We start from the raw sequence: 17690 nt of genomic DNA, 5'->3' as shown, positions 1-17690 counted from the left end.
CCCGGCCGCTACGTCGCGGGCTGGGTGTCGAGTTCCGGCAGGTCGAGCTCGGACAGCGTCACCAGATCGTCCTCGGTCGGTTCGTCGATCTCCGCGACCCGGTAGGCCTGCCGCTCCGTCATCGCCTGGAACGCCTGGCGGGCGGAGCGGCCGTTGCCGAACCGGCCGTCCCTGGGCACATGGGCGAAGTAGGTGTCGAGCATCGCCCGTGCCGCGTCCGTGAGGTCGTACTGGTGCGAGGCGGCGTGCTGTTCCACGATCCGCACGAGTTCGGCGGTGTCGTAGTCCTCGAACAGCAGCGTCCGGTTGAACCGCGACGCCAGCCCGGGGTTGGAGTCGATGAAGTGCTCCATCTCGGCCGGGTAGCCCGCCACGATCACCACCACCGAGTCCCGGTGGTCCTCCATGAGCTTGACCAGGGTCGCGACGGCTTCCTGGGCGAAGTCGTTGCCCGCGCTGCCGCCGACCGGGGCCAGCGAATACGCCTCGTCGATGAACAGCACACCGCCCATCGCCTCCTGGAACACCCGCTGCGTCTTCGGCCCGGTGTGGCCGACGTACTCGCCGACCAGCGCCGACCGGTCGGCCTCGACGAGGTGGCCGCGCTCCAGCAGCCCGACCGCGGCCAGGATCCGGCCGTACAGCCGGGCCACGGTGGTCTTGCCGGTCCCCGGGTTCCCCGCGAAGACCAGGTGCCGGCTCAGCGGGGGCGCCGCGAGTCCCGCCGCACTGCGGCGCTGCACCATCCGCATCAGTTTGACCAGCGACGCGACGTCCTGTTTGACGCGGGCCAGTCCGATGAGTTCGTCGAGTTCACCCAGCAGGCTGTCCAGGCTCTCCTCGGTCTCCGCGGCCGGCTCGCTCTCCCCCGAGCCCTCCCCCGAGCCCTTCACCTCCGGTGCTCCCGACGGTCCGGACGCCATCACGCCCGGAAGCGAGGCGGCGGGCCAGAGGGGGGACTTCACCCGGACCGAGACACAGTCCTCCACCACGGGATCGGCGCCGGGGTCGGCGCTCAGGTCCTCGCCCGCGTCATGGACCCGGATCCGCCGCAGCACGGGGGTAGCCCCGGCGCCGAGGTGCACCGCGGGAAACCCGGGTCCTGCGATGTCGCAGTCCTCGAACAGTCCCGCTCCCCCGGCCTCGACGATGAGGCCGTTCTTGCCGGGCCGGACGATGCGGACCCCGCTCAGCCGCGGCTCGGCGTCCCCGGCCACCACCACACCGGAGCCGGCCGCCTCCCGGACCTCCAGATCCGTCACCCGTGGCCGCGCGCCCGCCTCGACGACGAGCCCGGCGGTGCCCGGCCGCAGCAGCCGCCCGCCCGTCAGCTCGATGTCGCCGGGCCCCAGCACGACGGCGGCCCGCTCCCCGTCGGTAACCTCGCAGTCGAGCAGCCGCACCGGGCCCCGGGACGCGGACGTGATGCCGTTCCGGCAGCGCAGCACGCTCAGTCCGCGTACCTCCGCACGCGACTCACCGGCGACGTCGAGACCGGACATCCCGCACTGGGCGATCGACCCGTCCGTCATCTCCACGGTCGCCTCGCCGACCACGTGCACACCGTGCTCCGGGGAACCGGACGCCCGCAGCCTCGTGAGCACGACGGTGGCCCGCCCTCCGATGTGCACAGGACTGAACCGGCACTCGCCCACCTCGCAGTCCTCCAGCCGTACCGTCGCGTCGTCCGCGGCGAGCAGGCCGTTGGCGGCCGAGTCCCGTACGGTGCTCTGCCCGGCGGTCAGCCGGGCGGAGCCGTGCACCCGGAGCGCGGCGGCGGACGTGCGGGCGATCCGCGTGTCGGCGAGCCACACCCGGGAGTCGTCCCCGGCGCTCACGCCCGAACCGCCGCTGTCGCGCAGCACGCACGCGGTGAGCAGCACATGGCCCTGGCCGGTGACGCTCACCGTGTCGGTGCCGGAGTCCGTCAGTTCGCAGCCGTGCAGGCGTACGCCGTCGTCGGCGCGGACCGTCCGGTCGTCGGCCCCGGCGGGGTCCGCGGGGGCGGGCGAACTGCCCAGGACGCGCACCGCCTCGGCGCCGCAGTCCCGGATCCGGCAGTCCGTCAGGAGCGCGGAGCCCTGGTCCTCGACGAGCAGACCGCTGCGGCCCGCGCGGTCGATCCGGCTGTCGCGCAGGAGGACCCGGGCACTCTCGCGGATGCGCAGCGCCGAGCCCGACGCTCCTCGTACCGTCGTGCGTTCCAGTTCGAGGTGGGTGGAGCCGCCGGCCACCAGTCCGGTGCCGTCGGTGTCGGCCAGCACGCAGTCGGTCAGGTGCACGGTGCCGGTGGTGCGCAGCAGGGCGCCGGTGAGGGTGGCTCCGGTGAACGTCGTGTCACTCAGCCGGGCCGCCGCGTCACCCAGGACTTCCAGCCGGCCGCGGGTGATGCCGCCGCCGGACCATGTGGTGCTGCCGCCGGCGAGCCGCACGGCGGGACGGTTCGCCGCGCCGCCGCGGACCGTCAGCCCGCGCAGCACCACTGTGGTGCCGGCGGCGACTTCGAGGCCGGGCCGGTCCTCGTCGGGGGCGGTGACGGTCACCAGGTCGTGGTGGCCGGACGGGTGCTGCCCGTCAGCCGTCCAGGCCAGCAGCGAGACGCTCCGTTCGACGCGCAGTGCCTCGGTGTACCCGCCGGGGGCGATCCGGATCTCGTCGCCGTCCGCCGCCGCGTCCAGGGCCGCGGCGATCGTCGGATGCGCCGCCGGCCGCTGTTCCGGATCGGCGACGTAGTGGATCGCCGGTGGGGCGGGGGGCGGGGTCACGGGGCGTCTCCGGAGGGCGGTGGCGGGCGGTGGCGGCCGGGGTTGATGGTGAGATTGTGCATGGCGGCCTGCAGGTCGATACCCAGTCTGCCGAGTTCCGCCTCGGCCCGGTTCAGGGCCGCGTTCGCCCGGCGCACCAGGTCCATCGCCTGGTGGTAGGCGTGCGACCCGCTGGAGGAGCCGCGCGAACCGCTCGCGCCGGTGTTCCCGGGCCCGGGCTCCAGCGCCTGCAACGCCCGCTGCGCCCGGTTGAGTTCGCCGTTGGCCTCGGTGTAGGCGTCCCAGGCGGCGGTCTCGGCCTCGACGCGGGTGACCTGGGGAGCGGCGGGAACGGATCCGCCCGGCCCGAAGCCCCGGGTGGAGGACGAGGCGGTGGTCGCTGCCTTGCCCTTTCCCTTGACCGTCGTGCCGGGGTCCGTCGGAGGGGTTCCGTGGTCCGGCCGGCCGGGGCCGTGCGGTGTCCCGCCGCCGGGCGCGTCGGTGCGGGGTCGCTTGGTGGGCCCGCGTCCGTCGGCACCCGGCGGCGGGCCGCCGCGCTCAACGGGCGGCACCGGTGCGTCCGAGCCGTCGGACAGCCGCGCGTGCCAGCCGCCGTTCCCGGGGCTGTCGTGCCAGGTGATCTCCAGGAAGTCGCGGGCGCGCTTGCCGCCGGTGGGGCCGTTGATCAGATGGGGCACACCGTCGCCGCCCGTCACCCGGATGTCCCGGCCCACGGCGTGCGCGTAGAAGCTGAGTACGTGCAGACTGCCCTGGTCCATGGCGAAGTGCGCGCCCATATCGGCCCCGCGCAGGCCCTGCAGGGTGTCCGTGGGCGGGTGGATCCGTCCCTGGACGAGCCGTACGAAGAAGTCCTCGACGCCGATGTTGTGGGCGTTCAGCCCGTCCGTGAACAGCTTGAGCCGCTTCTGCGCGGTCGCCGCGGTCACCCCGCCGACACTGTCGATCCGGTCGAAGACCCGTTGCAGCATCCGGGCCGGGTCCAGGTCGCCCGCCGAGACGGCGGCGCGGTCGAGCGCCGCGAAGAGTGAGCCGGGCGACAGGTCGATGGCCCGGGTCGGCAGGTGCTCGGCGGCGAAGTACCGCAGGTGGCGCAGGAAGTGCGTGGTGTCCGCGCTGAGCGCGAGGCCGTGCGAGACCAGCCGCAGCTCGGCGGGGTTGATCCCGGCGAACACCGACGCGCCCCCGCCGGGCAGCGGGGTGGAGACCGCGGTGCCCACCGGGTGCGTTCCCGGGGTGCCCAGCCTGGGGTCGAGGTCGCGGGAGAGGTCCGCGGCGGTTCCGGTGCGCGGCAGGTCGCCCGCGCCGTGGTGGACCGGCCACAACGGGTCGAACGGATTGCCGTTGTTGAGGTCCGGCGGCAGCTTCGCGTAGTCCTTCGCGATCCAGCTGTCGCGGTGCGGGGCGAGTTCGAGCCCGCTGCGGCCCGCCTGCGCGTTGCCGCCCGACGCGTCGGTGTTGAAGAGCCGGTCCAGCGGCTTCTTGATGTGCGCGTGGTCCTGCGGGAGGGTGCCGTCCTTCCACAGGTCCTTGAGCAGGCGGGACACGTCGGTGGGGATCGCGGCGCCCTGGAAGTCGGTGAGGAACGCGGTTCCGCGTTCCGGCAGGACGTGGTTGGCCGCGTTGAGCTCGCGCAGGGTCAGCCGCGCGTCGAGGGCTTCCTTGGTGTGCCACAGGATCTGCCGCGCCTCACGGGCCATGGCGGCCGGCACACCCGGCAGATGGGCGCCCTGGCCCAGCGCTTCGGCGAGGCCGTGCAGGACCACCGGTGCCCGGTCGGCCCTGAGCCCACCGACCAGCGGGTCCCCGTTCCGCACGGCGTTCGCCAGGTCGTTGAGGACTCCTTGTGCGTGGTTGATCTCCACCTGGTTCAGCGGTGGGCGATCCGTCCGGAAGGCATCGTCGATCCGGCTCAGGATCTCCGGCAGCTGGGTGTGGTGGAGGCCTCCGAAGGCCGGCAGCGGCAGGTTCCGGTCCAGCTCCCAGGCGTTGAGCAGGTTGAGCCGCTCGCTGAGGGTCTGGAACTCGGCGCCCCCGTTGCCGAACCGCACCGGCGGCAGGCCGGGGCGGTTCAGCAGGACGGCGGACGCGTCGACGAAGAGGTTGGGCTCCGGGGAGTAGGGCAGCTGCGGGTGCATGCCCGCCAGCCGGTCGCGGATCCGCATGTCCAGGCGGATCCGGGCATCGAGGGTGGGCAGGAAGTCCTCGCCGACATCGCCCTTGACCTTGACAACCCGCGGCCTCTTCACGGCCCCGGCGGCAGCCGCCTTCACCGGCTTCGGCGCCTTCGCCGCGTCCCCGGCGAGCCGCTCGTTGGTGACCTTGATCAGGTCCTCCGAGACGCCGGCCACGGCCATGTCGGGCATCCGGTAGCCGCCCGACATCATCAGTGGCCGCAGCGGCGGGAAGTCGGGCGAACCATGCGCGCCGAGGGCCTCGTCGAAGTGCCGGAAGACGTGCTCGCCGCCGGGCACCGTGTGCGGGTGGGCGTCGAAGTCCATGATGGAGAAGTAGGGATGGTTGCCCTGTTTGATCATCGTCTCCGCCAGATGGGTGCTGGCGGCACTGGTCATGGTGGCGTTGCGGGCCGTGCCGTACGCGAACTTGGCGGCGGCGGGCATCGGGGTGGCGACCAGGGCGAGCGGGTGCGGGAACGACGCCCCGCCGAGCGCGCTGTCTATGGCGCCGCGGATCGCGGCGACATCCTGGCCGTTGACGCCGATGACGACGGCGACCCGGCCGTCGAAGCCGGTCAGGTTGTGCGTGACCGAGTCCAGGAACGACTGCAGGCCGCCCAGTTCCCGGTAGTTGACGATCGCGTTCACCACGTACGCGATGGGCCGGGAGTCCTCGACGCTCCCGTGCACCAGGGCCGTGTAGCGGTCGGCGGTCATCGGCCGGGCGGTGCGCGCGCCCAAGTGCGCGAAGGCGTCGTTGACCGCGGTGTGCGGAGAGGCCGTGACGCCCGCCGGCGGGGTCGGCGGGGTCCAGGTGTGGACGCCGCCGGTGGGGGCGGGCGTGTCGACCCGCATGGCGTCGTCGCCGTGGCGGGTCGGCGGGGTCATCGTGACGTCGTGGCCGGGCGGGTGCGGCACGGTGTGCGGCACCGGCCCACCGGCGGTCTGGCCGGGAACATGCGTTCCCGTGGCGGGCACGTCGATGTCCATCGCGTCGTCGGCGGCGGTGTGCGAGGCGGCCGGTGACGGTGTGTTCAGGTCGGCGGCGCCGGGGCGCGGCGCGCGGGGGCGGGTCGAGGGGGCGCCGCCGAGCAGGCCGCCGCGGTCGGTGAAGATCTTGCCGGTGACGGAGCGGATCTCCATGCGGGTGGCACGGGCGTCGATGCCGAGCGCGATCAGGGTGTCCTCGGCCTTGTCGACGGCCGCTCCGGTCCGCTCGACGTCGGCCAGCGCCGTCCGGTAGGCCGCGGTGGGCCCGGTGGAGGCGCCCTGGCCGGGCGGCGGGGTCACGTGGTCGAGCTGTTGCTCGGCCTTGCCCAGCTGCGTCGTGGACCGCTCGTACCTGGCCCAGGCGTTGAGCTTCGCGACGGCCTCGGAGCCGCTGGAGCCGCCGATGACGATCTGCCGGGCGGCGTGGATCCGCTGGTTCATCACCAGCTCCGCGGCACGGCCGCCCCGCCCGCCGGGCGGCAGCGGGGTCACCACTGCGGGCTGATCGACCGCTATGCCCTTGCCCTTGTCCGCGCGCACGGGAAGGTGCGGCACCGGGACCTCGGCCGCCGCCACGTGCAGGGAGCTGCCGGGCACCGGCACCCCGTCGGCCTTGACCGGGGTACCGGGCCGGGCGACCAGGTCGAGCGCGCCCTTCTCGGAGCCCGGGTGGCCGGCGCCCGCGGCGTCCAGTCCCGGCTTGGCGGAGACACCGGCCGGGGCGCCGGTGTGGGCGCTGAGCCCGGTGGGAGCGGGCGCACGGAGCTCGTCGTCACCACGTAGCAGGCTCATCGCCAGGTCGTGCGTGGACAGGGTGGGTTTCGGGAGCGGCCCAGGGGTGTTGAGCACGCGCGGCGCGGGGGCGGGGTGCACCGCGGCCCCGGTCGTGACGGACGGCGCCGGGCGGTCCAGCAGACCGGTGGGCGTCGTCCGGACGCCCGGCTGCGTCGGCACCGTGAGCGCGTGCTCGCCCTGGACGCCGTGGACCCCGGCCGGCGGCACGCCCGGCACGGAACCGGTCGTCACATGGGCGACGGGCGCCGGCGGGACCGGCGCCGTGTTGGCCACCGCGTGCGCGTCGATCGTCTTCGGCGCGGAGTCCCCGATGCGCAGGGTGATGCCGTCGGCCCGGATGCCGGTCACGGCGACGTCCCCCGAGGCGAGGGCGCGCAGTTCGGGGAAGGTCAGGTCGTTCAGCGCCTCGGCGTGGCCGACGGCGCCGCGGGCCATGGTGACGCCCTCGCCCATGCCGACGGTGTGCGGCACGCTCGTCGTTCCCGGGTGCACCCCGGAGACCGCCTGGTCCACGTGCACCATCGGGGACGAGCCGTGCGCGTCGCGCAGCAGGTCGATGGCGGTGTGGCCGGGCAGCAGCAGATTGCTGTCCAGCCGTACGTGGCCGGCCGCGAGGTCCGCGTTGTGGACGAGCTGCGACCCGGCGGAGATGCCGGCGCCGTGGGTGAGCGGCACGCTCAGACCGCCCGGCAGTGTCGTCATGCCGTGCGGCAGCGGCGGGGTGACCAGGGACGCCCCGCCGACGCTCAGACCGCCCGGATGCGGCGCCCCGAGACCGGTGACGTGCAGGCCGGGCGCACCACCGGCGTGCCCGACCACCGAGGGGGCGCCGATGCCGTGCGGACCGCCGATGCTGAGCGCGCCCGAACCGGGGTTCACGGCGGTGGGCACGCTGAGGGAGGCCCCCGGCGCGTGCAGGCCGTCGAGCCCGGCACCGCGGATGGTGCCGATCGAACCGATCCCGAGGTGGCCGAGGTTGACGGTGGGCATCGAGCCCAGCGCGAGGTGGACGAGGTTGGTGGTGCCGGCCGAGCCGAATCCCGTGCCCGGCCGGAAGAGCGCGCCCAGCGAGGAGTTGGGGCTGAACGTCCCCGGCGAGAAGTGCAGTCCGCCCGGCGACACCATCGGGGACGGCACCATCGTGCCGTGGCCGCCGCCCGCCAGCGGCGAGCCGAAGTGCAGCGCGGCGTCCGTGCGGCCCGCGTTGACGAGCAGTTCGTGCAGCTCGGGGTGGGGAATGCCCAGGACGCGTTCGCCGAACGCGAGCCGGGCCGCGCCACCGAAGCCGAGGACGCCGATCTCGGTGGCGTTGAGCGGCACCAGGGCGGCGATCCCGAACCGTCCCATCCGCTGGATGTTGACCAGCCCGTACGTTCCGGCCTTCGCCCAGTCGCCGACGACGTTTCCGGTGAACTTGGCCCAGTCGCTGTGGATGGCGGTGACCATTGTGTTCCAGCCGCCCTTGGCCCCGTTGCCGATGCCGCGCAGCAGACCGGCCAGGTCGATCTTGAGGGCCGGGCCGAGGTGGGCGCCGATCACCATGGGCGCGATGACGAACTTCGGCAGACCGGTGAGCGTGGAGAAGTGGCCGATCTGCGACCAGATGTTCTTCCCCGCCATCGTCAGCCCGTTGATGCCGCCCTTGAGGCTGTTGCCGAGCCCCTTGAGCAGCGCGCCGACGTTGATGCCCTTGGTCGTCGGGAAGAGCACCCCGAGGAAGGCCAGGCCGAGCTCCAGGCCGCTGGCCTTGCCCTGGCTGAAGGCGACGATCGTCTTGATCAGCAGGACGGCGTTCATGCCCCAGGCGATGACGGCGAGGATGCCGCCGGTGAAGACCGCGAGCACGGACAGGATGATCGTCAGCCACTGGAAGACTTCCCAGAACAGGTCGCAGTCGCTGACCGGTTGGACCATCAGCTCGCCGGCCGTGTGCAGCTGCTTGCGCAGTTCCTTCGCCGCGGTGGACACGTCGCCCTGGGCGTCGCTGGCACGCTGCTTGAGGCCGGGCAGCTGCGCGTCGTCCTGCGGCAGCCCCTGCGCCGCGGACAGCGCCTGGTCCGCCTCGGCCTGGGCGTTGGTGACGACGGTGCTGTAGGTGCGCAGCGCGGTCTCCGCCGTGTGGAAGGACTCCTCCACCCGCCCGACGAACTTGAACAGGTGGTCGTCGACCTTGTCGCGCAGCGCGTCGGCGGTCTTGCCGATGAAGCGCTGGCCGTCGCCCGCGGTGACCTGCAGTTCCTTCAGGCCGGTATTGATGGTCCCGGCCGAGGTGGCGAGATCGCGCATCGCGTCGGCGACGACGATGAGGGTGGCGGGGTCTCCCGGGGTGGGATCGCCGTCCAGGCCGAGCGCACTCCAGTCCCCTGGACGCGTTCCCACGTTCAAGCACCCCCTGGCGGCGACCGGCCGTAGGCAAGAGCCGGGCTCCGCACGGCCCGGACATCATGTCTACGCAGAGCGCGACTGATCGGTTCACTCTGTGAACGACGTCACAGGCCGCGAAGACGGGTGTAATCCGGATCACTGAACCGTTCGGGTCCCGGGTGCGTTTGATCTTACGTACGCGTCCCGTCCCCGACTCCGTCCCCCGGGAGTGACTGTGCCCGACATCGCGGTCGACTACGAACTGCTCAACCAGGTCGCCCAGAAGGCCCGCACCCTCAAGGGGCAGGTCCAGGCGGCGCGCGAGGGCAAGCAGGACTACACCGTCAACGAGACCGGGGCGGCCTCGGTCTCCACGGCCATCCGCGCCTACTACTCCGTGTGGAAGAGCTCCTTCAAGCGCTCCGAGGAGAAGCTGGAGAAGCTCGGCAACCTCTACGACGGGGTGGCGCGCGGCTGGGCGGACTGGGACTTCCGGCTGGCCGGCGAGGCGAGCAAGCAGGAAGCCTCCCTCGCCGCGGACCTGTACACGACCCAGAAGAAGATCTGGGACGACTGGCAGGCGGCGGTCGCGGCCGGCAACGCCGACCCCAACGACCCGCACGCGCCCAAGCCGCCCGCGGACCGGCCCGGCACCTGGACCACCGACGACGGACACGGCAACACCACCACGACCACGTACGAGTACGGCCCCGACGGCAAGCCGACGAAGATCACCACGACGCAGCACACGAACACCGGCCTGACCAGTACGGACACCACGAACTACCACGCCGACGGCACGTACGACTCGTCCGCCACCGATGTCTACGGCAACGTCACGTCCACGACCGGCAACAGCCAGACCACCGAGTCGGGGAACACCAAGAACACCAACGACCACTTCACCAGCACCACCAAGGATCCCGACGGCAAGGAGAGCACGACCACGGGCACGACCACGTCGGTCTACGACACGACCACCGGTCACCGTGACTCGGACACCACCTACACCACCGTCGGCCCCGACAAGGACGGCAACCAGGAGACCGTGAAGGGCACTACGCACTCCTCGGTGGACCTCAACGGCCACGAGGTCGTCACGACCGTCGAGGTCAAGGAGGACGGCAGCGGCACCAAGACGGTGGTGACCGACGGCCGGACCGAGGAGTGGAAGAGCGACAGCGCGGATCACGACAGTGGCTGGACGACGTCCGACGACGACTAGCACCCAGGGCCGGAACCGGCCCGACCCGTGAGCCGGCAACGGCACCACGGTCACCCCACAACCAAGGGAGCGCACCATGCCCGCAGGCAACATCAACCTTGATTACACCGAGATCCTGCGCGTCTCAGGCGTGATGAACCAGGCGGTCAACGACATCAACCCGCACCTGCTGTCGACGAAGACCTCCGTCGAAGGGCTGCTGGACAACGGCCTTTTCATGCAGCAGAGCAGCCCCGCGATGAAGGCCGCCTACGAAAAGCTGACCGCCTCGCTGCAGCAGGCCGTGGAGAGCATCAACAGCTTCGCGATGCAGTTCACCAAGATCAAGGAGTCCGTCGAGAAGATGGACGCCGACATCGCCGCGAGCACCAACCAGGCCTGACAGCGACTGCCGCGCCCGCGGCCACCTCTTCCGGTGGCCGCGGGCGCGCGCGTTTCCCGCGACGAGCCGGACGACGGGTCAGACGTCGTCCGCCCGCAGCACCGTCTCCGGGACGAGCACCGACACCAGCAGACCCGACACCGGGTCGACGGTCAGCCCGCGACCGGGTGTCGGCCGGCCGCGCAGCAGGTCGTACGGGACGCGGATGCCCAGCAGGTCGCCCTCGGCCGGGGACTGCGGGGACAGCAGGACGCCCTTGCGCACCCGTCGTACCTGGCCCAGCCAGCCGATGCCCGCCGAGGTGAGGGTCTCCGCGGTGGCGGCCACCGCCAGCCCGTAGCCGCGGTCGCGTCCGGTGGCCGCGATGTCGCGGAGCACCGAGTCGGCGGCCGGCATCTGGGCGAGCAGGTCCGCGTCGTCCACCAGCACGACCGCGGGCCCGGTCCCGGACTCCAGCGCCTCGCGGACCTCGTCGGCCATCGGGTCGGGCGACTCCAGCACGACGGCCTGCGGGTGCCTGCGCAGCCCGCGCAGCGGCGACTCGCGCGGGGTGATCGCCACCACCCGGGTCCCGCCGGCCAGCAGCGAGACCGCGAGACTGGCCAGCGCGGTGGAACGGCCCGCGCCGGGAGGACCGCTGATGAGGAACGACGGCGAGTCCGCCGCGAAGTCCACCCCCACCGGCTCCAGATCGTCGCCGCCGATCCCCAACAGCCCCCACAGGGGACGCCGCTGGGCCGCTGGCACCTTCGCATAGGCATCGGTGAACGTCACCTGCTTCGGCAGCGTCATCACCCGGGCCGGGCGCCGGGCGGCCGGGACGTCCCGGTCGCGGCGTGTCGCCTCGGCGCCGATGCGCTGCAGCGCCTCCGCCTGTTCCCGGCCGGTGGGCACGCCGCCCGACACCTCGCCGAGCAGCGCCACCTGCACCTCGGAGGCGCTGCCGCCGCGCCAGCCGCGCCCCGGCGGGACCACGGCCGGGATCAGCTTCGCCGGGATGCCCGCCAGCATGTACTCGCTGCGGTCGGTGAGCCGCAGCAGCAGCCGCTCGTCGTTGAGGGAGGCGACCTTGCCGGACAGCAGGGCACGCTCCGAGGTGGCGATCACGTGCACGCCCATCGGCGCGCCCTCGCGGATCAGCGCGGTGAGCTCCTGGACGGGCCGGCCGCCGTCGTGGTCGCCGAGCAGGGCGGTCAACGAGTCCCAGCCGTCGATCAGGACCACCAGGTGGGCGGGCCGCTCGGCCGCCGGCAGCAGGGTGCGCAGCTCGGCGAGGTTGGCCACGCCGTACTGCGTCAGCAGCTCCTGACGGCGGCCCATCTCCGCGAGGAGGCGGGCCAGCAGCCGGTTGAGGCGTTCCAGGTCGGCCCGGGGGACGACCGCACCGCAGTGCGGCAGCGCGCTGAGCGCCGCGAGCGCGCCGCCCGCCGCGTCGATCCCGTACAGGTGCACATCCGCCAGGGAGTGCCGGCGGGCGAGCGCGCCGCCGATCGTCCGCAGCGCCTGGGAGCGCCCCGACCGCGGGGTGCCGATGATGTACAGATGCCCGAACTGGGAGAAGTCCAGCTCCAGGGGCTCCTGGCGCTGGATGCCCGGCAGGTCGGCGAGCGCCCAGGGGACGGCGGCCAGCCGGCCGTTGGGCAGGTCGGGGCGGTCGGGCAGGTCGTGCAGCGAGACGGCGTGCTCGAGGGCGGGCAGCCACGGGCTGGGCTGGTGCGGCACGTCCAGTTCCTCCGCCGCCTCCCGGATCGCTTCGACCAGGGCCGTCAGATCGGTCGGTGCGTCGGGGTCGTCCGAGTGGTCCGGGGCGTCGGCGTCCGAGGCGTGCTCGGGGCCGGGCTCGGCGGCCGTGCGCCCCAGCAGCGACCAGTTGACCTCGCTGGTCCAGACGGGAGGCTCCGCCGCCGGCTGTGCCTCCGCCCCGGTACCGGCCGCCGCGTCCGGACGCGGCGGCTCGCCGTCGGCGTCCTTCCCCGCGCGGGGCGCTCCGACGAAGGCGGTCTGGAACGGCAGGACGGAACGGTGTCCGATCCGGGCCAGGGCACGGCCGGGGGTGGCCGCGGAGATGGTCACCGCGTCGTTGACCTCGAGGACGTCCTGGCTGTCCATGCTGTCCGTGACGCGCAGCGAGATCCGCAGGTTGGTGTTGGCGCGGATGTCGGCGGTGACGACACCGGCGGGCCGCTGCGTGGCGAGGATCAGGTGCAGGCCCAGGGAACGGCCGCGCTGGGCGATGGAGACCAGGCCGGGGATGAACTCCTGGACGTCCCGGGCCAGGGTGGCGAACTCGTCGATGATCAGCAGCAGCCTGGGCAGCGCGGCCAGCGACGGATCGCGCCGCCGCATGGCGCGGTACTCGATGTGGTCCTTGGCGCCCACACCGGCCAGGATCCGCTCGCGCCGGGTGAGTTCCGCGCCGAGGGACGCCAGGGCGCGCTCCACCAGGTGGCTGTCGAGGTCGGTGACCATGCCCAGGACGTGCGGCAGTCGCACGCAGTCCTGGAAGGCGCTGCCGCCCTTGTAGTCGACGAGCACGAACGTCATCTCGTCGGGCCGGTTCACCGCGGCGAGCGAGGCGACCAGCGTCTGCAGCAGCTCGGACTTGCCGGCGCCGGTGGTACCGGCGACCAGCCCGTGCGGGCCGTCCTTGACCAGGTCGAAAGTGACGGGGCCGGTGTAGCCGACGCCCAGCAGTGCCGCGGTGGAGGCCGGCCGGTTGGACCACCTGCGGGCGAGTTCCTCGCCGCGCGGCGGCTCCAGCTCCAGCAGGCCGAGCAGTCCGACCCGGTCCGGCAGACCGTCGGAGCCGTCGGGAGTGACGTCACGGACGGGCGCGAGGGCCCGGCCGATCCGCTCGCACCAGTCGGTGTCGACCAGGTCGGGACGGATCTCGGTGAGGTCGGCGCTGCCGGTGCGGCGCAGCGTCACGTCCCGGGCGTTGACGACGCAGACCGAGACGCACTCCTCGGGGAGCATCCGCTCCTCCTGGTCGATGCAGATCAGGAAGACCCGGACGGCCGGGCCCTCCTTCAGCACCTGCACGACACCGGGAACGTCACGCAGCCGCCGCGCCCCGTCGAGCACCACCACGAGGTCGGGTTCGCTGAGCAGCGCCCCGCTCATCGCGGAGTTGCGGGCGCGCATCCGGGCGCGGACGGCCGAGACCAGTTCCGAGACCCGGTTGGCGACGGTCTCCGGGTCGTTGCCGAGAGTGACGGCCGGGCCGCCGGAGTTCTCCGCGGAGACGCCGCCACGGCCTGGCCGGGCGTGCGGCAGCCAGCGCACCCACTCCCAGGCCGGGGCTCCCGCCGTGTCGGTGAGGACGGTGATCCGCACATCGCGGGGGCTGTGCAGGATCGCCGCCTGGGCCACGGCCCACCGGGCGAGCGCCCGGGCCGCGTCGCGCTCGCCGGCGATGCCGAGCACACCGTCACCGGCCAGGTCGACGCCGACCGGCATGTCGGGGATCCGCCAGTTGACGGAGCGGTGGTTGTCCTCACGGGAGGTGTCCTCGACGGTGAGCAGCGAGGACTGGCTGACCGTTCCGACCCGCAGGACGAGATGGTCGGGGTGACCGCGGCGGCGCTCCCACAGGCGGGCGCCGGGGCCGACCGCCCACAGTCCGGCGTCGGCCGGGTCGGGCCCGCCCGCGACCCGCAACCGCCGTTCCCGGTCGACCTTCTGCTGGATGTCCTGTTCCAGGGAGGCGCGCCGGGCCCGGTAGCTGGCGACGCCGTCGGTGTACTCCCGGCGTCCGCTCTTGCGGCCGCTCATCCAGTTGCCGATGGCCAGGACCGGACTGAAGACCGCGAACATCAGGTAGAAGTACGAATGGAGGATGGTGACCATGGCGACGCCGAGAAGGAGCGGCGCGAACACCACCAGCAGCGGGACCGGGCGCTTGGTGGGCGGGCTCGGCGGCGACGGCAGGACGAAGCGTTCGGGCAGCAGCGGCGGAATGATCCGCGGCGGCCGGTTGAAGTCGAGGAACGCGCCGTCGGCGGAGACGGTGACGGCCGCGTCCGCCTCGGTGGGCTCGGCGACCCGCAGCAGGTACTCCCCCAGCACCAGTTCGGCGCCGAGCGGCCACTCCTGCCAGCCGCGTGGCAGCGGCTCATGGGCGTCGGCGTACGGATCGGGCAGTTCCGGGGCCGGGGCGGGGGGCAGCGGGACCGCGTCGGCACGCGGCCGGGCCGGCGGCGGCTCGGGCGCGGACAGCGCGACGCCCTCGGCCTGATGGGTGTTGAGCAGGACGGTCCCGTTGGGACGGACGGTGATCCTGACTCCCTGGGACGGAACGTCCCGGCCCTCCAGGAATACCGCGCTGCCCGGCAGCGGGCCGGCACCGTGCGTGCCGGGCTCCAGCAGCCAGACCCGCCCGGCGTCCCGGCCGCCGACCAGCTGGACCTCCACCCGGGGGCCGCGCGGCAGCCGTTCGCCGTCCGCGGACCGGGACGGCGGCGGCAGCAGGTCGCGCAGCGGCCCGTATCCCCCGTTCTCCGGCGCGGCAGGTCCGCCGAGGCCGAGCCTGGCACCGTCGCGCACCCCGGCGGCGGACAGCGGGAGCTCGGCGGGAAGCCGGCGGTCCCCCAGATACAGCGGGGGCGGTTCATCGCCGCAGGCCGCACCCGTCGACTCCCGGTCGGCAGCGGCCAGCCTGGCGACGAGCGCGCCGACGGTGGTGGCGCCGGTGGCGTCGATCATGAGATCGCGGCCCTGATCCGGCGTTTCGGCCGGAGTGATGCTGAGGAAGAGTCTCACGGGGTGGAAGAAGTCCGATCCGGGATTTCGCCGGGGGCGGCGGGCAGGGGACGTGACGCGGCGGAGATGCCCGCGGACCGCGCGGGCGCGGCGGCGGGCTCGGGCTCCGCGAGGTCGAGGTCCGGGTCCAGGGCGAGCGCCGGGACGGCAGCGGGGACGGGGACGGGGGTCGGCGCGGCGTCGGGGGTTCGAGCGGGTTCCGGGTCCGGGTCCGGGTAGGAGTCCGGTGCGGGCGCGGGGGCGGGCACGACGGCCGTCGCGGGGAGCTGAGCGAGCCCGCCCCGGGACGGGTCCGCGGTCCGGGGCGAGGAACCGGAGGTGACAGCGGGTGATACGGCGGGCTCGGTGAAGTCCGGGTCGCCGGCACCGACCGCCGCTTCAGCGGTCGCCACCGGCGCTGTCTCCGCCGTTGCGGGCGGCGCGGTGACGGAGCGGATCGTCGCAGGAGCCGTGGCACGAGCACGCGACCGGAGGCGCCGGATGGCGCGGCCCACGGCCCGGCCGAGCGAGGCCGCCTCGACGTCGATCTGCATGCCGGGACCCAGCAACCGACCGTCGGACTCCGCGTGCAGGGTCCAGCTGGAGCCCGGGAGGCTTCCGCCGACCAGTACCCGGGCCCGGCCCTCGGCGCTCAGCAACGCCAGCCGTTCCGCCTGCTCGGGCGTCGGCATCCAGCACGCCAGGACCGGCGGCAGCCCGGCGTACGGACCATTGTCCACGTCCGTCTCCAGGTCCGGATCGGCTTCCGGCGGAGCTTCCGTGCTCTCGCGAACGGACAACTCGTCGATGAGTTCGTCGAGTTCAGGACCGGGAAAGCGCGGGTGCAGACCCCGTGCGACGAGGACCTCCGGACCGTCCGGGAGGCTGTCGAGCTGCGCGGTCAGCGCGTGCACGACGCTGCGCGCCACCCGCCCGTCGCCTTCGACCACCAGCGAGGGCGGGCCGCTCAGCCAGTCGACGAGGACGACCCCTGGCACTCTGCGGTCGACACCGACGACGAGCAGCAGCCGGTCCCGGTCCTCCTCGATCGCCGCGGACGCCGGCGGCTCCGCCTGCGCCGGGGCGGACCAGGTCCACTCCCCCGGCCCGGCGGTGGCATCCGCCCACTCCCCGGACGGGCCGAGCGGATCCCGGCCGGCGATGACCACCCGCGTCCGGTCGCGCGACGGCCCGATCCACACGGTCGGGGCGTAGCAGCCGACGCCCTGGGCCGCGTCGGCGCGGTCGAGCGCCGCGCCGGCGAGGACCCGGGCCTCCGGGTCGGCGAGGAAGGACGTCAGCATCCGCGCGCAGCGGCGGTGCAGCCGGTAGGCGCGGAACGGCTGGGAGAACGCGAGGCGGGTCATCCGGGTCTCCCAGACGACGCGCCGGCACGTTCGCCGGAACCCGCCCTGGGACTTGATGATCCGGGCGGCCACCCAGATCAGCAGGACCAGCGCGATCAGCAGGCCGATGATGGTCAGCCAGGAGTTCCGGTCCGGCATCGGGAGGGCGAGCGGCCGCCGGCCGGCGACGTACCCCGTCCGGCCGGTCACGCGCACTCCCGCGAGTAGGCGGCCGAACGTCGCAGGTCGCGCATCGCGTGGTGCAGACGGGACTTGACGGTTCCGGTCGGGATCCCCAGGGCGAGTGCCGTGTCGGGGCCGGAACATCCGAGCAGGTACGTGTACACCAGAACCTCACGGTGGGGGCGGGAGAGTGGGGCGAGCAGCTCGACGAGGTGGGTGCGGTCGACGACCCGGGCCTGGTCGTCCGCGACGGCGGCGGTCTCGGGCAGATACGCGGTGGGCAGGGCGGGGCGGACACCGTCCCTGCGACTCCAGTCGATGACCACGTTGCGGGCCACGGTGCAGAGCCAGGGCAGACCGGGCTGGAAGCCGTCGGCCCGCCGCGCCCCCGATCCGGTGGGGGACGCCAGCCAGGCCCGCAGCAGCGTTTCCTGCACGGCGTCCTCGGCCCGCTGCGGGTCGCTGGGGAGCAGCGAGCGCACGTAGCGCAGCAGCGGTTGGCGGTGGGGTCCGATCAAAGCGGTGAACCGCTCGTCCGTCTCGCGTGTCGCAAAGCGCGGAGCGGAGAGTGCCGCTGAACTCATGGTGCTGCTGCCTCGGAGTGTTCGGGGTGATCGGGGCGCCTGGCGCGCGGGGAACCGGGCAGGGAAGGGAGCTCCGGATAGGTGGATCCACCACAGACCGCCCACCCTAGTCACCGGACGCGCGCGGAGGCAAAGGCGCCAA

General features: G+C 73.4%; 7 protein-coding genes. 2 read left to right on the top strand and 5 right to left on the bottom strand.

Annotation, left to right across the window (positions count from 1 at the left end):
• Positions 1-8: 8 nt before the first annotated feature.
• Together LNW72_RS37110 and LNW72_RS37105 are read right to left on the bottom strand one after the other, a co-directional pair.
• On the bottom strand, positions 9-2765 hold the full coding sequence (locus LNW72_RS37110) for a right-handed parallel beta-helix repeat-containing protein (protein WP_250979419.1): 2757 nt from the start codon (positions 2763-2765) through the stop codon (positions 9-11).
• Positions 2762-9103 (bottom strand): putative T7SS-secreted protein, encoded by a 6342-nt coding sequence (locus LNW72_RS37105; RefSeq protein ID WP_250979418.1) that lies wholly within the window; start codon positions 9101-9103, stop codon positions 2762-2764. The genes LNW72_RS37110 and LNW72_RS37105 overlap by 4 nt, the downstream gene beginning before the upstream one ends.
• 220 nt (positions 9104-9323) lie before the next feature.
• Here LNW72_RS37105 and LNW72_RS37100 point away from each other — a divergent pair, with 220 nt between their 5' ends.
• Both LNW72_RS37100 and LNW72_RS37095 read left to right on the top strand, forming a co-directional pair.
• Complete coding sequence (locus LNW72_RS37100; protein WP_250979417.1) at positions 9324-10313, top strand: hypothetical protein; 990 nt, start codon at positions 9324-9326, stop codon at positions 10311-10313.
• A gap of 76 nt (positions 10314-10389) precedes the next feature.
• On the top strand, positions 10390-10695 hold the full coding sequence (locus tag LNW72_RS37095; protein ID WP_138354356.1) for a hypothetical protein: 306 nt from the start codon (positions 10390-10392) through the stop codon (positions 10693-10695).
• A gap of 78 nt (positions 10696-10773) precedes the next feature.
• Here the strand turns inward: LNW72_RS37095 and LNW72_RS37090 are convergent, their stop codons facing one another.
• From LNW72_RS37090 to LNW72_RS37080, 3 genes are read right to left on the bottom strand one after another with little or no spacing between them, the layout of a single operon-like run.
• Entirely contained in the window at positions 10774-15399 is a 4626-nt protein-coding gene (locus LNW72_RS37090; RefSeq protein ID WP_285371088.1) for an FtsK/SpoIIIE domain-containing protein, read from the bottom strand.
• Between the two features lie 53 nt (positions 15400-15452).
• A complete protein-coding gene (locus tag LNW72_RS37085; RefSeq protein ID WP_250979415.1) occupies positions 15453-16991 on the bottom strand; it encodes a hypothetical protein in 1539 nt (512 codons plus the stop codon).
• The gene (locus LNW72_RS37080) at positions 16988-17548 is read right to left on the bottom strand and encodes a sigma-70 family RNA polymerase sigma factor (RefSeq protein ID WP_250979414.1); all 561 of its coding nucleotides are present in this window, start codon (positions 17546-17548) and stop codon (positions 16988-16990) included. The genes LNW72_RS37085 and LNW72_RS37080 overlap by 4 nt, the downstream gene beginning before the upstream one ends.
• Positions 17549-17690: the final 142 nt, after the last annotated feature.

The organism is Streptomyces sp. RKAG293, from assembly GCF_023701745.1.
Lineage (GTDB): Bacteria > Actinomycetota > Actinomycetes > Streptomycetales > Streptomycetaceae > Actinacidiphila.
The sequence above is the reverse complement of the archived record's forward strand: the minus strand, read 5'-3'. Positions and strand labels throughout refer to the sequence as shown.